This window comes from Listeria weihenstephanensis (assembly GCF_003534205.1).
GTDB classification, from domain to species: domain Bacteria; phylum Bacillota; class Bacilli; order Lactobacillales; family Listeriaceae; genus Listeria_A; species Listeria_A weihenstephanensis.
In genome coordinates, this window is record NZ_CP011102.1 from 566,010 (window position 1) to 583,097 (window position 17,088).

The 17,088-nt window shown below is 41.2% G+C and carries 15 protein-coding genes; 14 read left to right on the forward strand and 1 reads right to left on the reverse strand.

Annotated features, from left to right (window positions below):
* Window positions 1-184: 184 nt before the first annotated feature.
* The 6 genes from UE46_RS02665 (at window position 185) to phoU (ending at window position 5,965) form a co-directional block, all read left to right on the forward strand.
* Window positions 185-1,090, forward strand: a complete 906-nt coding sequence (locus UE46_RS02665) for a phosphate ABC transporter substrate-binding protein (RefSeq protein ID WP_036059693.1) — start codon at window positions 185-187, stop codon at window positions 1,088-1,090.
* Window positions 1,091-1,191: 101 nt separating this feature from the next.
* Complete coding sequence (gene pstC / locus UE46_RS02670; RefSeq protein ID WP_036059695.1) at window positions 1,192-2,112, forward strand: phosphate ABC transporter permease subunit PstC; 921 nt, start codon at window positions 1,192-1,194, stop codon at window positions 2,110-2,112.
* Window positions 2,109-2,993, forward strand: a complete 885-nt coding sequence (gene pstA / locus UE46_RS02675; RefSeq protein WP_036059696.1) for a phosphate ABC transporter permease PstA — start codon at window positions 2,109-2,111, stop codon at window positions 2,991-2,993. The genes pstC and pstA overlap by 4 nt, the downstream gene beginning before the upstream one ends.
* A gap of 45 nt (window positions 2,994-3,038) precedes the next feature.
* A complete protein-coding gene (gene pstB / locus UE46_RS02680) occupies window positions 3,039-3,836 on the forward strand; it encodes a phosphate ABC transporter ATP-binding protein PstB (protein ID WP_036059789.1) in 798 nt (265 codons plus the stop codon).
* Window positions 3,837-4,516: 680 nt separating this feature from the next.
* Window positions 4,517-5,293, forward strand: coding sequence for a phosphate ABC transporter ATP-binding protein PstB (gene pstB / locus UE46_RS02685; RefSeq protein ID WP_036059697.1), 777 nt, complete (start codon window positions 4,517-4,519; stop codon window positions 5,291-5,293).
* Between the two features lie 12 nt (window positions 5,294-5,305).
* Window positions 5,306-5,965, forward strand: a complete 660-nt coding sequence (gene phoU / locus UE46_RS02690) for a phosphate signaling complex protein PhoU (protein WP_036059700.1) — start codon at window positions 5,306-5,308, stop codon at window positions 5,963-5,965.
* Window positions 5,966-6,007: 42 nt separating this feature from the next.
* Here phoU and UE46_RS02695 read toward each other — a convergent pair whose 3' ends face one another.
* Window positions 6,008-6,403 carry a helix-turn-helix domain-containing protein gene (locus UE46_RS02695; RefSeq protein WP_036059702.1) on the reverse strand — a complete coding sequence of 132 codons (396 nt, stop codon included), beginning with the start codon at window positions 6,401-6,403 and terminating at the stop codon, window positions 6,008-6,010.
* Between the two features lie 242 nt (window positions 6,404-6,645).
* Here UE46_RS02695 and UE46_RS02700 point away from each other — a divergent pair, with 242 nt between their 5' ends.
* The 8 genes from UE46_RS02700 (at window position 6,646) to uvrA (ending at window position 17,071) form a co-directional block, all read left to right on the forward strand.
* A complete protein-coding gene (locus tag UE46_RS02700) occupies window positions 6,646-6,951 on the forward strand; it encodes an ArsR/SmtB family transcription factor (protein ID WP_036059704.1) in 306 nt (101 codons plus the stop codon).
* A 21-nt stretch (window positions 6,952-6,972) separates the two neighbouring features.
* Window positions 6,973-9,066 carry a heavy metal translocating P-type ATPase gene (locus tag UE46_RS02705; protein ID WP_036059705.1) on the forward strand — a complete coding sequence of 698 codons (2,094 nt, stop codon included), beginning with the start codon at window positions 6,973-6,975 and terminating at the stop codon, window positions 9,064-9,066.
* 201 nt (window positions 9,067-9,267) lie between these two features.
* On the forward strand, window positions 9,268-10,386 hold the full coding sequence (locus tag UE46_RS02710) for a low temperature requirement protein A (RefSeq protein ID WP_036059790.1): 1,119 nt from the start codon (window positions 9,268-9,270) through the stop codon (window positions 10,384-10,386).
* Between the two features lie 95 nt (window positions 10,387-10,481).
* Window positions 10,482-10,862 (forward strand): hypothetical protein, encoded by a 381-nt coding sequence (locus UE46_RS02715; protein ID WP_036059709.1) that lies wholly within the window; start codon window positions 10,482-10,484, stop codon window positions 10,860-10,862.
* 16 nt (window positions 10,863-10,878) lie between these two features.
* Window positions 10,879-11,529 carry an HD domain-containing protein gene (locus tag UE46_RS02720; protein WP_036059711.1) on the forward strand — a complete coding sequence of 217 codons (651 nt, stop codon included), beginning with the start codon at window positions 10,879-10,881 and terminating at the stop codon, window positions 11,527-11,529.
* Window positions 11,530-11,546: 17 nt separating this feature from the next.
* Entirely contained in the window at window positions 11,547-11,786 is a 240-nt protein-coding gene (locus UE46_RS02725) for a CsbA family protein (RefSeq protein ID WP_036059713.1), read from the forward strand.
* A gap of 434 nt (window positions 11,787-12,220) precedes the next feature.
* Window positions 12,221-14,197 carry an excinuclease ABC subunit UvrB gene (gene uvrB, locus UE46_RS02730; RefSeq protein ID WP_118907378.1) on the forward strand — a complete coding sequence of 659 codons (1,977 nt, stop codon included), beginning with the start codon at window positions 12,221-12,223 and terminating at the stop codon, window positions 14,195-14,197.
* Between the two features lie 6 nt (window positions 14,198-14,203).
* The gene (gene uvrA, locus UE46_RS02735) at window positions 14,204-17,071 is read left to right on the forward strand and encodes an excinuclease ABC subunit UvrA (RefSeq protein ID WP_036059715.1); all 2,868 of its coding nucleotides are present in this window, start codon (window positions 14,204-14,206) and stop codon (window positions 17,069-17,071) included.
* Window positions 17,072-17,088: the final 17 nt, after the last annotated feature.

The window sequence follows — 17,088 nt, forward strand, 5'->3', positions numbered from 1 at the left end:
TTTTTCTTTACATAAAATCCACCTTCCGACTGCCCATTTTGCGGTCTTTTTGTCATTTTCTGATAAAGAAATTTACATAATCATCATCTTTACATTCTCTTAACATTAGCTACACATCACCTTAATCCAGAAGAGGTATAGTAGGTTTGTAAGTTAAATCGATAAAAAAGGTGGTTTACAGTTTATGAAGAAGAGATTTTTAGGAATAGTAGCTGTTATTGCAGCATTCACAATGATTATAGCTGGATGTGGGAATTCAAGTACATCATCAGATAAGGCAAATGGAAATGCGGGCAGTAAGGAAGTTTCTGGTTCGATCACGGCGGTTGGTTCAACAGCATTGCAACCTCTAGTTGAAGCAGCTTCGAAACAATATACAGCTGAAAATCCTAAAGCACAAATCAACGTGCAAGGTGGCGGATCTGGAACTGGCCTAACACAAGTGCAACAAGGCGCAGTAGATATCGGCAACTCGGATGTTTTCGCTGAAGAAAAAGATGGCGTTGACGCTTCAAAATTAGTAGACCACAGAGTCGCAGTAGTCGGCATGGCACCAGTTGTTAACAAAGATGTTGGCGTGAAAAACATTTCAAAACAACAATTAATCGACATCTTCACTGGCAAAATTACAAACTGGAAAGATGTTGGCGGTAAAGACGAGAAAATTACCATCATCAACCGTGCAGAAGGAAGCGGAACACGCGCAACTTTTGAAAAATGGGGCTTAGATGGTGCGACTCCAATTAAAGCGCAAGAACAAGATTCCTCAGGTACCGTTCGCAAAATCGTAAGCGAAACACCAGGAGCTATCAGTTACCTAGCTTTCTCTTACATTGACGATTCGATCCAAGGACTTTCACTTGATAATGTAGAGCCGAAAGAAGAAAACGTAGCAACAAACGATTGGAAGATTTGGGCTTACGAACATATGTACACAAACGGTGAAGCAAAAGGACTTACGAAAACATTCTTAAGCTACATCACTAGTAAAGACGTTCAAAATGACTTAGTACCGCAACTAGGTTACCAATCGATTCACTCGATGAAAGTCGAACGTGATTCTAAAGGAAATGTGACAGAAGTTAAATAAAAAAGTAAATTGGGGAAGGCGTCTGCTTCTAAATATAGAGGTGGGCGCAAACCCGTTTGTTGGGGATAAGTAGAACTCAGCATCGGAAAGGAGTTTAGACAGTGGAAGCAAGAGAAAAAGCCTTAACGCAAACTTCCAAAAAAGCCCGTCTTGAAAAAAGAGGGAAAATCATAACATTTATCTGCATCAGCATCATGGTGATTGCAGCGGCGTCCATTCTTTTCTTTGTTATCTCAAAAGGACTCGCCACATTCTTTGTAAATAATGTTTCGTTTGTCGATTTTATCACAGGGACAGACTGGAATCCTTCTAAAACAGACGCAGCTGGAAATCCACTCGTTGGCGCCTTGCCGATGATTCTTGGTTCTTTTGGTGTCACGTTACTCGCAGCTTGTATTGCTGCACCGCTCGCGATTGGCGCTGCTATTTTTATGGTAGAAATATCGCCTAAATTCGGTAAGAAAATTTTGCAACCAGTTATGGAGTTGCTTGTTGGGATTCCGTCCGTAGTTTACGGGTTTATCGGACTCAGCGTTGTTGTTCCATTTATTCGGGAACATATTTCAGGAAGTGGTTTTGGGATTGCAGCGGCGACCGCGGTTTTGACCGTCATGATTTTGCCGACTGTGACCAGTTTGACAGTGGATGCGATTCAATCGGTACCACGTCATTATCGTGAGGCTTCGCTTGCGCTTGGTGCAACGCGTTGGCAGACGATTTGGAAAGTTATTTTGCGCAGTGCACGACCTGGTATTTTGACCGCCGTTGTTTTCGGAATGGCGCGCGCGTTTGGTGAAGCACTTGCTGTACAAATGGTTATCGGAAACTCCGTGGTTATCCCGACTTCGTTATTCGAACCGGCCTCCACGTTAACTAGTATTTTAACAATGGGAATGGGAAATACCGTGATGGGGACGCTTGATAATAACGTGCTTTGGTCACTGGCAATGGTGCTACTTGCGATGTCACTATTCTTTATCATAATGATCCGCTTCATCGGGCGTAGGAGGAAAGTCAAATGAATGTAAAAACAAAAGATAAAATCGCGACATCGGTATTCTATCTAATCGCGATTCTCATAGTTGTCATTCTGGCTGGGCTCCTGGGTTATATCCTAGTTCAAGGCGTGCCACATTTAAGTTGGCATTTCCTCACTTCCCCACCAGAGTCATTTAAAGCAGGCGGCGGGATCGGCCCAGAAATCTGGAATTCCTTCTACATGCTGTTCATTACGATGCTTTTATCTGTGCCAATCGCGCTCGGAGCTGGTATCTACATGGCAGAATACGCCCGCAAAAATTGGATCACAGACTTTATTCGGACAACTATCGAAGTCTTATCTTCCTTACCATCGATCGTTGTTGGTTTGTTCGGATTCTTAATTTTCGTATTGCAGATGGGTTGGAGTTTCTCGGTTATTTCCGGTGCTTTGACGTTAACCATCTTTAATCTACCTTTACTTATCCGCGTTATCGAGGAAGCGCTCAATGCGATTCCAAGTGCTCAACGAGAAGCAGGGCTAGCGCTAGGTTTGTCACGCTGGGAAACGATCACGCGTGTACTAGTTCCAGCCGCATTACCTGCGATCGTGACGGGCGTCATTCTAGCCGCTGGACGTGTCTTCGGTGAAGCAGCAGCATTAATCTACACGGCAGGACAAAGTACGCCGGCGCTTAATTTTGGCGATTGGAATCCGATGAATCCAACATCACCGCTCAACATTTTCCGCCCAGCAGAAACACTCGCCGTTCACATTTGGAAAATTAATGGGGAAGGAATCATGCCTGACGCTGCAGCAGTATCCGCGGGAGCGTCCGCCGTACTCATTCTTTCCGTGCTACTTTTCAATATTTTAGCCCGCATTTTAGGGAAATACGTATTTAAAAAGATGACGTCTTCCTGATTTGGCGGACAAAAGGAGTTTTGTATAATGATGGCAACTACTAATATGTCGTTCGCACTAAACGAAGAAAAAGAGATCGTGACGGTAGGTGCGCCTGCAATGGCAACGAACGATTTACACGTCTATTACGGCGATAATCACGCGATCCAAGGTGTCGATTTAGAATTTCGCGAAAACCAAGTAACAGCGCTGATTGGTCCTTCTGGTTGTGGGAAATCGACCTACCTCCGCGCCTTGAATCGGATGAACGATGAGATTGATGGCTGTCGAATGGAAGGCGAAATTTTATATAACGGGATTAACATTAACCGCAAAGAAGTCGATTTATACAACGTTCGTAAAGAAATTGGGATGGTATTTCAAAAGCCGAATCCATTTACAAAATCAATTTTTGAAAATATTGCGTTTAGCTTAAAGCGCCATGGTATGAAAAATAAAGCCGAGCTTGCAGAACGTGTGGAGAAAAGCTTGCGCAGTGCGGCACTTTGGGATGAGGTCAAAGATGATCTAGGAAAAAGCGCGTTATCGCTATCTGGCGGTCAACAACAACGCCTATGTATTGCCCGCGCGATCGCGATGCAACCAGAAGTTCTACTACTCGACGAACCAGCATCGGCGCTAGATCCAATTTCGACGAGCAAGATTGAGGATTTAATTCATGAGTTGAAGAAAAAATATACGATTATTATCGTTACACACAATATGCAACAAGCCGCGCGCGTATCCGATTACACCGCCTTTTTCTATCTTGGAAAAGTGGTCGAAGTAAGCGATACAAAGACGCTGTTTACGAATCCGTCGAACAAGCAGACGCAGGATTATATTTCGGGGAATTTTGGGTAGAAAGAAAAGTTGAACACGCCCGTTAGGCCCGAAAAAATTTGTTAGGGGGCGCAGATAAATCCCGCACTTGGATTTTTCGGAGGCACCGAAAATTTCGAGGGACTGGCGTGTGAAGCTGGATCACCTGAAAAGCTGAAACGGCCCGTTCAGCTCCGAAAAAAACTGGAGCGTCCGCAGTAAAAATCCTCTTTTGATTTTTATGGAGGGCGTGAAGTTTTCGAGGAGTTGGCCGTTGAAGCTAGATCACCTGAAAAGCGTAACGGGCTCGTTCAGCTCCGAAAAGAACTGGAAGGGCCGCAGTGAAAATCCGCACTTGATTTTTATGGAGGGCATGAAGTTTTTGAGGAGCTAGCCCGTGAAGCTAGATCACCTGAAAAGCGTAACGGGCTCGTTCAGCTCCGAAAAGAACTGGAAGGGCCATAGTGAAAATCCGCACTTGATTTTTATGGAGGGCATGAAGTTTTTGAGGAGCTAGCCCGTGAAGCTAGATCCGAAGGCGCAAACCAAGAAGAAACACATAACTCTGAGACCAAAGCTCCCTAAACGCCAAACTTAAAAAACAGACAAAGTCCCAACTCCAAACACAACAGCCAGTATACGCTACACGTTCACTAGACTCACCAACTAAACCAACAACACACACCTCATAAAGACCAAACAAACCGGAAGGAGCCACCCAAATGCAAACGACTATCACCGACACGGAATATGTTATCGAAGCTAAAGACGTAGACCTGTTCTACGGTCAAAAACAAGCGCTAAACAAGATTAACCTAAACTTCAAAAAAAATCGTGTGACGGCACTTATAGGACCGTCTGGATGTGGTAAATCGACTTTTCTCCGCACATTGAACCGAATGAACGACTTGATCCCCAACGTGACGACTAAAGGCGAGATCAAAATTGCCAACGAAAACATCCAAAGCTCCAAAATCGACACAGTAAATCTACGCAAAAAGGTTGGGATGGTATTTCAGCAACCAAACCCGTTCCCATTTTCTATCTATGATAATGTCGCTTATGGCCCGCGAACGCACGGCATTAAAAATAAAAAACGCTTAGATGAAATTGTCGAACGTAGCTTAAAACAAGCTGCATTATGGGAGGAAGTCCATGATCGCTTGCATAAATCAGCGCTTGGCATGTCTGGCGGTCAGCAGCAACGCCTCTGTATCGCCCGTGTTTTGGCAGTACAACCCGAAGTTATTTTAATGGATGAGCCAACTTCCGCGCTCGATCCAATTTCCACAGCTAAGATGGAGAATCTAATTTTAGAGCTGAAGAAAAACTATACCATCGTTATCGTGACGCATAATATGCAACAAGCATCGCGGATTTCGGATGAGACGGCCTTTTTCCTCAACGGAGAAATTATTGAATTCACCGATACGACCACCATTTTCACAAATCCAGCAGAACAAAAAACGCAAGACTATATCTCAGGACGATTTGGATAAGGAGAGAAGCATATGCCAGTTAGAAAAATTTTTAATGAACAGTTAACCGAGTTGCATCAACATTTACTTGAGATGGGGATGTTAGTGAATGAGGCAATCTATAAAGCCGTCAAGTCCCTCGTGAATCGGGATCAAGAGTTAGCGGAAAACGTCATCGTTAGCGATCGTTCGATCAATAATATGGAACTAGCACTAGAACAGCGCTCGTTTGAGTTAATCGCTTTGCAACAACCCGTTGGCATCGACCTTCGCAAAATTGTCACTGTTCTTAAGGCCAGCTCAGATTTAGAACGAATTGGAGATCACGCGGTTAGTATCGCTAAAACAACGATTCTAGTGGGTCGAAGTAAAGTAGTGAAGCCAATTCCAGAAATTCAAGAAATGGGCGATATGGTTAAAATGATGGTGCAAGATGTTTTAAAAGCGTATCTCGCGGAAGATGAAGAAGCCGCTCGTGAAATTGCATCTCGAGATAATGAGGTCGATAAATTACAGCGAATTATTTATACAAAGTGTATCCATTTTATGCAAGAAGACCCAGATCATCTAGAAGAAATTTCTCATTTATTGCTTGTGGCACAATACTTAGAGCGCATGGGGGACTATGTAACGAACGTGTGTGAATGGATTGTCTACTTGAAGAGTGGCGAGATTGAAGAACTGAATAACTAGAATAGAAAAAGACTCCGTCGCAATGACAGAGTCTTTTTTAGCTTAACTATTTAGTTTTCGCGCTTGTTTTAACATGAAATCGAGAGAATCCATAATGAATTCAGCAGTTTCCTCTTGTAAGTATTCTCCATTAAGATGCTGATGTTCCTCGTAGCGCAAATCTTCAATTATTTTTTCGATGCGCTTTGCGATGTCATTCTTCTCTTTTGTTGTGACTGGCTTATAGGATGGTTCGCTATTTTGTCCAATCAAATAGTCTACAGATACATCGAATAATGTTGCAATATGGCGAACCGTATCCAAATCAGGTTCTCGAATACCATACTCCCAATTACCGTATGTAGAAGGGGCCTTCAGTCCGAGTCGTCTTGCTGTTTCGGCTTTTGACCAGCCTTGCTTTTCCCTTAAAACTGTCAGTCGTCCGCTTAAATCTGGCATGCTATCACTCCTTTGTGTAAATTATATCATGATTTTGTCGATTGAGCTCATTTTTTACATAAATAAGGTTAGAATGTTCAAATTGCTATCGAATTAGATAAAATACTTGCTTTTTTCATGTTTATATATTAATATATGTGTATATAAGCATATATGAAAAATACATCTAAAATTTGCTACATATCTTTTTTTACGCTATTATATGTGTATATGAACATATACGAGAAATGAGGCGTTGAAAGATGGAACAAAGTAAAGAACTACTGAGCGAAGAAACCCTTTTTGGCGTAACGCAAATTTTCAAAGCATTAGCAGATCCTACCCGAGTACAAATTTTAAACTTAGTGCAGGATCAGGAGTATTCAGTGAATGATATTGCGCGGACGCTGGGGTTCAATCAAACAACTGTTTCTCATCAATTACGATTTTTAAAGAATTTACGATTGGTGAAGTCAAGGCGTGAAGGAACGACAATTTATTATACGCAGGATGATAACCATGTTTTAGAATTGCTGACTCAGGCAGTTAGACACGTGGAACATCATTGATGCGGAAGGGATGCGACAACAATGGCTGAGTTCAAATTAAGTGGACTATCATGCGCTAACTGTGCCAAGGAAATGGAAGACGAGTTGAAAGATTTAAAACATGGAAAAGATGCCAAAGTACTTTATAATTCAGGGAAAATGGTGATCTCAAACAAAATGGAAATGGCGGACGTTGAAAAAGTATTAAAACGAGAAGGCGTTTCAGTCATACCAACAGAAGATGATCACAATCATGACCACGACCATGGTGACAAACAGCTGATGATTCAAATCGGAATTTCAACAATTCTATTCTTCGTCGCTTTTTTGACTGAAAAATATATTCCAAACTGGGGAACTTTTAGTATTTATTTTGTAGCGGCAGCGCTAAGCGGTTACCAAACATTTTTCAAAGGGCTCAAAAATTTATTTCGTTTTAAATTCAACATTGACACACTAATGACGGTAGCGCTTGTCGGTGCTTTCATCATCGGTGATTGGGGCGAAGGAACGGTCGTTGCGATATTGTTCGGTGTGAATGAATATTTAGAAGGCTTCGGAATGCGACAAGCCCGTAAATCGATGTCCGAATTATTAAAAGTAGTTCCAAAAACGGCGAATATCCTAAAAGACGGTATTGCGGTAGAAGTGCCAATCAATGAGCTGAAATTGGGCGATGTTGTTCTAATCAAAGCCGGTGATAAAGTTCCTTCTGACGCAAAAATTATCGACGGAAAAAGTTCTGTCAATGAGGCTGCAATTACTGGTGAATCGATGCCAGTAGAAAAAGAAGCTGGTGACGCTTTATTCGGCGGTTCAGTAAACAATGAAGGAACACTAAAAGCTGAAATTACCGCTATTTATGAGGATTCTTCCCTAGCTAAAATTTTACACTTGGTAGAGGAAGCGCAAGAAACGAAGACACCAACGGAATTATTTATCGATAAATTCGCGAAGTATTATACACCAATTATCATGTTATTTGCAGTACTCGTAACCGTTGCACCACCTCTATTCTTCGGCGGATCTTGGAGCTACTGGGTTTACGAAGGACTTGCGGTTCTAATCATCGGTTGTCCATGTGCGCTGATCCTTTCTTCACCAGTCGCCATCGTATCAGGAATTACCCGCAGCGCCAAAAACGGCGTATTAATCAAAGGCGGCGTATTCTTAGAACAATTAGCAAAAACAAAACAAATCGCCTTCGATAAAACAGGAACCCTAACAGAAGGTAAGCCAGCCGTGGCAAAAGAAGTGGTTTACGATGAAGCGAATTTCTTCCAAATTTCCGGAATGATGGAACAAAGCTCAGGGCATCCAATTGCAGCAGCAGTAATGACACGAGTGAACGACAAAGTTGCGACACTTCCAGAAATGGATGAGTTAACAACGATTGGTGGTAAGGGTCTTAGCGGTATTTTTGAGGGGAAATCTTATTTCTTAGGGAACGAACAACAAATTCCTGCTACGAGTTGGACCGATCAAGCGCGTAACGATGTGGCGCAACTGAAAGATGATGGCTATACAGTGGTTATAACTGCTTCAGAAACAGCTATTCTAGGCATGTTCGGAATTCGTGACGCACTTCGTAAAGAGAGTAAGGAACTAGTTCAACAGCTCCATAAAGAGGGCATGACGAATATTATCATGCTGACGGGTGACCATGAAAAAACAGCGGAGAAAGTTGCGAAAGAAATCGGAATGGACACATATTACGCAGGTCTGTTACCAGAAGATAAATTAACAAAAATTCAACAACTACACGATCAAAATGGCAGTATTGCAATGGTCGGCGATGGTATTAATGATTCACCAGCTCTAGCAACAGCAGATCTCGGTATCGCGATGGGGAAAGGAACAGATAGCGCGATTGAAGTCGCTGATATCGTTCTGATGCAAGATCACCTCGGTAACCTCCCAATCACCGTGAAAATAGCTCAAAAAGTACGTCGTGTCGTTTTCTTTAACATTGCGTTCGCACTAGGCTTGAAAATTTTGGCGTTAGTCCTAGCAATGTTAGGCTACCTAACGTTATGGATGGCCATCATGGCTGATATGGGAGCTACGATTATTGTTACTATTTTCGGATTATCTATCTTAATACGGACAAAAGAAGAAAAAAACAGAGAAAAATAAGTAGCATTCAAGTAACACCTTCCTTGAAGTGGCAGTTGATTCAAACTGTTATTTTGAGAAAGGTGTTTTTGTGTAAAATCCATTTTCTTACTTAGAGGGGGATTGACACTATTCCATCAGTTTTATAGTATAAAAAGTGGCGAATTTTTGGGTATGAAAGCCCGAGTGAAGCGCCACGATAAAGGAAGGGTGGAATATGAAATGAGAAAATTAGTAGAAAAGAAAGTGAGTGTTGCAGAGCTATTTTATGATTTAATCTTTGTTTACGCGATTAGTAGGATTACAACGACAGTGAATTATTTAAATCATGATGAACAAATCCCTTTTGAGTTGCTGGGGAAATTTCTAATGCTTTTCCTTGTTTTTTGGTGTATTTGGACTTACCAAACAGTATTTTCTAATCGTTTCTTTATGAATAGATTGCGAGATTATATTTTTATCTTTATCGATATGTTTCTTGTTATCATCTTGTCGCAAGCTATAAATCCAGATTTTGAAAAAACATTTTTCACGTTTGTTGCTTGTACGACGCTATTATTTTTGAGTATTTTAGTTCAGTATGTACTTGTTTTAGTGGAAACGAAAGATTCCGATGTGCGACGTTTATGTCAACGGCTGATTGTGACGCTGCTATGCTCCATAACTCTAGCAGCGGTAGCTCTACTTACAGACTCAGGTATTCATTTTTGGCTCTATTTTATATCGATTTTGTTTGTGGCATTTTTCCCTATGGTATTTAGCAAAACGTTAGCAGCGGTACCAACGAATTTCGAGCATTTAGCAGAGCGTTATAGTTTATTTGTCATCCTCCTATTTGGAGAATCTGTCATTGCTGTGGCTACTACGATCAGCTATCAACACATATCGATGGCAAGCGTACTCTTCTATCTGATCATGGTTCTACTATTCGCGTTCTATATGATTACGTATACAACTGGCATGAATCATCACATGGAGACGAGCGGATTGACAATGATTCATTCGCATCTATTTATTTTCATTAGTCTAAATTTGATAACAGTATTATTAGAAATGTATATTCACGAACCAATTGAGCCCTATTTCTTCCTCACCTTACTTTTTGTTGGAATGCTGATGTTCTTTGTAAGTACGCTTGTTAATTTAAAAGTCTATCAAAAAAGTGGAATCGATTTTACATTCAAAAGTTTCCTACCGGTAGTAGGTATTCTCGTTGTTACTTTTATCGCAATGCTATTCGTGATCCAACATATCGCGACGACGATGTTCCTCCTTGTAGTAATGCTACTAGGTTGCCTCTCTTATCTACGTTTTATTGGGTTAACTAAAATAAGTAGATAAACCGCATTCTATCAGTGTTTAGTAAGTGTTTTAGGTTGCTATCATAGCCCAAGCTCGGTATACTAGAAAAAAAGAAAACCATTTGGGGGAAACATATGAAGCAATTATCTGGCACGAAAAAAGTAGTCGTTATTTTAGGCATTATCGCCTTGCTAGCGGTCTCGGTTCTATCAGTCATGTACAATAATGATCTGACATCTGTCCTTATTATTTCCGTTGTTCAATTTATTTTAATTCAGGCTGTCTGTTATGTGGGGATTTATTCTGTTATGAAAGTTGGCGTATCAAGAGGTCACAAGCTATTCACATGGGGAATCGTCACCACACTTATTTTTATGGGATTAATTTATATTTTTGCAGCTGATAATTTCAGACAATATTCCGCGGCAATCATTGCATTGCTCGGGTTTAGTTCGGCATTAATCATGCGCGAAGTAGAGAACACACACCCAGATAACAAAAAACAAGAAGAATGAGAAGGAGTGAGGGGAAATGGGAATTCACCAGTATTTTCGTAGTCTATCCGATTTGGAAAACATTTATCGCTGTCCAGGAAAGTTCAAGTATCAGGAACATTCTGTGGCCGAGCATTCGTTCAAAGTCACACAAGTAGCGCAGTTTTTAGGTAACGTAGAGGAGCAAGCTGGCAATACTGTCAATTGGCGCGCGCTATACGAAAAAGCACTAAATCACGATTATCCAGAACTATTTATCGGTGACATCAAGACACCAGTAAAATACGCAACGGCTGAGCTCCGCGAAATGTTGTCTGAAGTGGAAGAAACCATGACACGCAACTTTATTGATAACGAAATACCACCCGAATTCCAAGCCATCTATCACGTTCTATTAAAAGAAGGTAAAGATGACACCTTAGAAGGCCAAATCCTAGCTGTTGCAGATAAAGTCGACCTGCTCTACGAATCATTTGGCGAGATTCAAAAAGGAAATCCAGAACCGACTTTTGTCAAAATTTATAGTGAAGCCTTGGAAACGATTTATAAATTCCGCGAAATGGCATCAGTACAATACTTTTTACGAGAAATACTTCCAGATCTACTCGCTGAAAAAGGCATTGAAAAAACAGAATTACCAGCCTTATCAAATGAAATAAAAGAACGCGTGTTAAAAGCGGACATTTAAAAGGGGAGAGTAAATCTATGTGGGATCAGCTAATTTCGGCGCTTATTTTTCCAGGATTGTTGGTCATTATTTTAACTCGGATTACCTACCAACGCTTCGTTGGACTAGGCCTAACGATCATTCTAATAGCCGCATCCGCCCGCCTAGGCTTCACAAACACCTGGTGGCTCATAGGAATAGACGCCGTTTCTATGACGCTTGGCTTCATCGCAGCAACCCACATGCTCACCAAGCGACGCCAAGCTGAAGAAGGATAAGTGGCTAGAATTTGACTACATGTTAGCAAAATATTCATATTCCTTCACTAAAAGCCAGACGCATCCCCAAAGGCGAGTACCGGAGCAGATTGTACATGAACGCTGGAACAGAGCCTAGACTGTGGGGTGTAAAATCTCAAAATCTCTCTACAAAATCAAAAGCAACGCCTCACGGAGATTCAACCACAGAACATCCAAAGGACGAAAAGTGCTTAGCTACTAGGCAAAGGCGAGTACCGGAGCAGAATGTACGATTGTACCTGAGCACCGGAACGGAGCCTTTAACGACGTAGATGAGCGCTTTTCGTCCTTTGGATACGAAAATACGTTCGCTTTTTAGTATACCTTTGAAAAAAAATATGGTAAAATAGATACAAGTGATGAGTCTGGGATTTGCCTAGACTCACTTTCGTTTTTACGGAGGAGGAGAAAAGGTGAAGGATACATTTCAACTAGTTTCGAAATATACGCCACAAGGGGATCAGCCTAAAGCAATTGAGAAGTTGGTTGCGGGTTTAAACAATGGTGTGAAGCATCAAACCTTACTTGGAGCAACAGGAACGGGTAAGACTTTTACGGTATCAAATGTTATTGAAAAAGTAAATAAGCCTACGCTTGTTATTGCACATAATAAGACATTGGCGGGGCAATTATATAGTGAGTTTAAGGAATTTTTTCCGAACAATGCAGTAGAATATTTTGTGAGTTACTATGATTATTATCAACCAGAGGCTTATGTTCCGCAAACGGATACCTTTATTGAGAAGGATTCGAGCGTCAATGATGAAATTGATAAATTACGACATTCAGCGACAGCTTCATTGTTTGAAAGACGAGATGTTATCATTATTGCTAGTGTTTCATGTATTTATGGTTTAGGTTCGCCAGAAGAATATGGCGCAATGCTTGTTTCTCTTAGACCAGGAATGGAGATTAGCCGAGATCAGTTGTTGCGTGATCTAGTCGAAATACAGTATGATCGCAATGACATTGATTTTCAGCGCGGTCGTTTTCGTGTTCGTGGTGATGTGGTGGAAATTTTCCCAGCATCTCGTGATGAGCACTGTATGCGTGTCGAGTTTTTTGGTGATGAAATCGAACGAATTCGTGAAGTAGATGCGTTAACTGGTGAAATTATTGGTGAACGCGAACATGTTTCTATTTTTCCGGCATCTCACTTTGTAACGCGACCAGATATTATGAAAAAAGCAATTGTTAATATTAAAGCAGAGCTCGCAGATCGATTGAAGGTGTTGCGTGATAACAATAAGCTTTTAGAAGCGCAACGATTAGAACAGCGTACGAATTATGATATTGAAATGATGGAAGAGATGGGATACTGCTCTGGCGTAGAGAACTATTCGCGTCATTTATCTTTGCGGGAACCTGGCTCAACGCCATATACATTGTTAGACTTTTTCCCAGATGATTTTCAAATTGTTATTGATGAATCGCATGTAACGATGCCACAAATTCGCGGTATGTATAATGGAGACCAAGCGCGGAAACAAATGCTGGTAGATCATGGATTTCGTTTGCCATCTGCACTTGATAACCGTCCACTTCGATTAGAGGAATTTGAAAAACATGTGAATCAAATTATGTATATTTCGGCAACACCAGGACCATATGAATTGGAGCTTAATCCAGATGTTATTCAACAAATTATTCGGCCTACTGGTTTGCTTGATCCGATTATTGAAGTTCGGCCAATTGAAGGCCAAATTGATGATCTGATTGATGAAATAAATGAACGAATTGAGAAAAATGAGCGTGTTCTTATTACGACGTTAACCAAGAAAATGTCGGAGGATCTAACAGATTACTTGAAAGAAACAGGTATTAAGGTGCAGTATTTGCATTCAGAAATTAAGACGTTAGAGCGGATTGAGATTATTCGAGATCTTAGACTAGGCGTGTATGACGTACTTGTTGGGATTAATTTATTACGTGAGGGAATCGATATTCCTGAGGTTTCTCTTGTAACGATTTTGGATGCTGATAAACAAGGGTTCTTACGTTCGGAGCGTTCTTTGGTCCAAACAATTGGTCGTGCGGCACGTAATCAGAACGGTAAGGTTATTATGTACGCAGATAAGATGACCGATGCGATGAATTATGCTATCAGTGAAACATCACGTCGTCGTGAAATTCAGGAAGCTTACAATAAGGAGCATGGCATTACACCTCAAACGATTATAAAAGATGTTCGGGGCGTTATCTCAGCGACAAGTGCTGCGGAGGTTAGAGAAACGGAGCACCTGAAAGATCTTAGCAAGATGAATAAGAAAGAGCGAATGGCCTTTATTGAAGAATTAGAACATGAAATGAGAGCTGCTGCAAAAGCACTGGACTTCGAGCGTGCGGCGCAACTTCGTGATACCTTACTTGAGCTAAAAGCGGAAGGATGATTGTAGTTGGAAAAAGATAAAATTGTAATACAAGGAGCAAGAGCCAACAATTTAAAAAATATTAATGTGGAGATTCCGCGTGATAAGCTTGTTGTTATGACAGGTTTATCTGGATCGGGGAAATCATCATTAGCTTTTGATACAATATATGCAGAAGGACAGAGGCGTTATGTAGAATCGCTATCTTCTTACGCACGTCAATTTTTAGGTCAAATGGATAAGCCAGATGTTGATTTAATTGAAGGTTTGTCGCCAGCGATTTCGATTGATCAAAAAACAACGAGTCGTAATCCACGTTCAACGGTAGGAACTGTAACAGAAATTCATGACTATTTACGATTGATGTATGCACGTGTGGGACATCCGATTTGCCCTAACCATGGTATCGAGATTTCTTCACAAACGATTGAACAGATGGTGGATCGTGTTTTAGAATTACCTGAAAAAACAAGAATTCAAATTTTAGCTCCGATTGTTTCAGGTAAGAAAGGTGCTCACAAGAAAACATTAGAAGGCGTCAAAAAAGAAGGCTACGTTCGTGTTCGAATTGATGGTGAAATGTATGACATTGGTGATGAAATCGAACTTGAGAAGAACAAAAAACACTCGATTGATATCGTGATTGATCGTATTGTTGTAAAGGAAGGCGTCACCTCTCGTTTATTTGATTCTATTGAGTCGGCACTGAGACTTGCAGAAGGTTACGCGGTCGTAGATGTCATTGGCGACAAAGAGCTTTTATTTAGTGAGCATTACGCTTGCCCTTATTGTGGCTTCTCGGTGGGCGAATTAGAACCAAGAATGTTCTCATTTAACAGTCCTTTCGGTGCTTGTCCAACGTGTGATGGGCTTGGAACAAAGCTGGAAGTAGACATTGAATCGGTTATCCCAGATATGAGCTTGAGTCTTAATGAAGGTGCCATTATCCCATGGAAACCAATCAGTTCGCAGTATTATCCGAAGATGCTGGCTGCTGCTTGTAAGGAATTCAATATTGATATGGATACACCGCTACAAGATTTGCCTGAAGAGCACCTTGATATTATTTTAAATGGCTCTAAAGGGAAGGAATTCTATTTTGAATATAAAAACGATTTTGGTATGACGCGAGAAACAAATATACCATTTGAAGGCATTATTCCAAATGTGGAACGTCGCTATCGGGAGACAAGTTCGGACTTTACAAGAGAGCAAATGGCGCAGTATATGACTGATTTGCCATGTCCTTCTTGTAAAGGTTACAGACTTAAAGAAGAAGCGCTCGCAGTCAAAATTAACAATACACATCTGGGTCAAGTCAGTAATTTTTCTATCATCGAAGCACTTACTTTCTTTGATGAAGTGGGGCTTTCTGAAAAAGAAACACAAATTGCCAAACCTATCTTAAAAGAAGTGCGTCAACGATTAGGATTCTTGAAAAATGTTGGGCTGGACTATTTAACATTGAGTAGGGCGGCGGGGACACTTTCTGGTGGTGAAGCGCAGCGGATTCGTTTAGCGACACAAATTGGTTCAAGATTGACAGGGGTACTTTATATTTTAGATGAGCCATCGATTGGTCTTCACCAGCGTGATAATGATCGTCTTGTGCACACGTTGCAAAGCATGCGGGATATTGGAAATACACTTATCGTAGTGGAGCATGATGAAGATACAATGCTTGCGGCAGACTATCTCATTGATATCGGACCTGGCGCTGGCGAACACGGTGGACAAGTGGTCGCTGCGGGAACTCCAGAAGAAGTCCGCGCGAACAAAAATTCCATCACGGGTCAGTATTTATCAGGGAAGAAGTTTATTCCTATCCCAACTGAACGCCGAAAAGGAAATGGTAATCAAATTGAGATTATCGGTGCTAAGGCCAATAACCTGAAAAATGTCACAGCTGCATTCCCGCTTGGAACATTCACGTGTGTGACAGGCGTTTCAGGATCTGGAAAGAGTTCCCTTGTCAATGAAGTACTGCGTAAGGCGCTATCGCGTCATCTTAACCGAGCGCATGCGAAGCCTGGTGAGCATAAAGAAATTAAAGGTATTGAGAACCTAGAAAAAATAATTGATATTGACCAATCACCAATAGGCCGTACGCCGCGCTCTAACCCGGCAACATATACAGGTGTTTTTGATGATATTCGTGACTTGTTTGCTTCTACAAATGAAGCGAAAATTCGCGGTTATAAAAAAGGACGCTTCAGTTTTAACGTAAAGGGTGGTCGTTGCGAGGCATGTAAAGGCGATGGTATCATTAAAATTGAGATGCATTTCTTGCCTGATGTATACGTACCATGTGAAATTTGTCATGGAAAACGCTATAACAGTGAAACGCTCGATATTCGCTTCAAAGGCAAAAATATCGCAGAAGTCCTTAACATGACTGTAGAAGAAGGTCTCGATTTCTTTAAAAACCTCCCTCGAATTAGTCGGAAACTCCAAACCATTGTAGATGTTGGATTGGGATATATTCGTTTAGGTCAGCCAGCGACAACTCTTTCAGGTGGGGAAGCGCAACGTGTTAAACTCGCCTCCGAGCTTCACAAACGAAGTAATGGTAAGTCATTCTATATTTTAGATGAGCCGACAACGGGGCTTCACGCGGATGACATTGCACGTTTGCTTAAAGTATTACAACGTTTAGTCGATGATAATGGCGATACGGTTCTTGTCATTGAGCATAATCTGGATGTGATTAAGCAGGCCGATCATCTTATTGATTTAGGTCCAGAAGGTGGCGATGGCGGTGGCCAAATTATTGCAAAAGGAACACCAGAGCAGGTAGTAAAAGTTAAGAAATCCTATACTGGTAAGTACTTGAAACCGATTTTGGAACGAGATAAGGAACGAATGAAACAAAAAGTAGCAAGTAAAGAAGAATGATAATGAGATGAGGCAAT

Bases quoted from the DNA above. Each gene is read 5' to 3' on its own strand.
- UE46_RS02665 (WP_036059693.1), top strand. From the start codon at position 185: ATGAAGAAGAGATTTTTAGGAATAGTAGCTGTTATTGCAGCATTCACA.
- pstA (WP_036059696.1), top strand. From the start codon at position 2,109: ATGAATGTAAAAACAAAAGATAAAATCGCGACATCGGTATTCTATCTA.
- pstB (WP_036059789.1), top strand. From the start codon at position 3,039: ATGTCGTTCGCACTAAACGAAGAAAAAGAGATCGTGACGGTAGGTGCG.
- pstB (WP_036059697.1), top strand. From the start codon at position 4,517: ATGCAAACGACTATCACCGACACGGAATATGTTATCGAAGCTAAAGAC.
- phoU (WP_036059700.1), top strand. From the start codon at position 5,306: ATGCCAGTTAGAAAAATTTTTAATGAACAGTTAACCGAGTTGCATCAA.
- UE46_RS02695 (WP_036059702.1), bottom strand. From the start codon at position 6,403: ATGCCAGATTTAAGCGGACGACTGACAGTTTTAAGGGAAAAGCAAGGC.
- UE46_RS02700 (WP_036059704.1), top strand. From the start codon at position 6,646: ATGGAACAAAGTAAAGAACTACTGAGCGAAGAAACCCTTTTTGGCGTA.
- UE46_RS02705 (WP_036059705.1), top strand. From the start codon at position 6,973: ATGGCTGAGTTCAAATTAAGTGGACTATCATGCGCTAACTGTGCCAAG.
- UE46_RS02710 (WP_036059790.1), top strand. From the start codon at position 9,268: ATGAGAAAATTAGTAGAAAAGAAAGTGAGTGTTGCAGAGCTATTTTAT.
- UE46_RS02715 (WP_036059709.1), top strand. From the start codon at position 10,482: ATGAAGCAATTATCTGGCACGAAAAAAGTAGTCGTTATTTTAGGCATT.
- UE46_RS02720 (WP_036059711.1), top strand. From the start codon at position 10,879: ATGGGAATTCACCAGTATTTTCGTAGTCTATCCGATTTGGAAAACATT.
- UE46_RS02725 (WP_036059713.1), top strand. From the start codon at position 11,547: ATGTGGGATCAGCTAATTTCGGCGCTTATTTTTCCAGGATTGTTGGTC.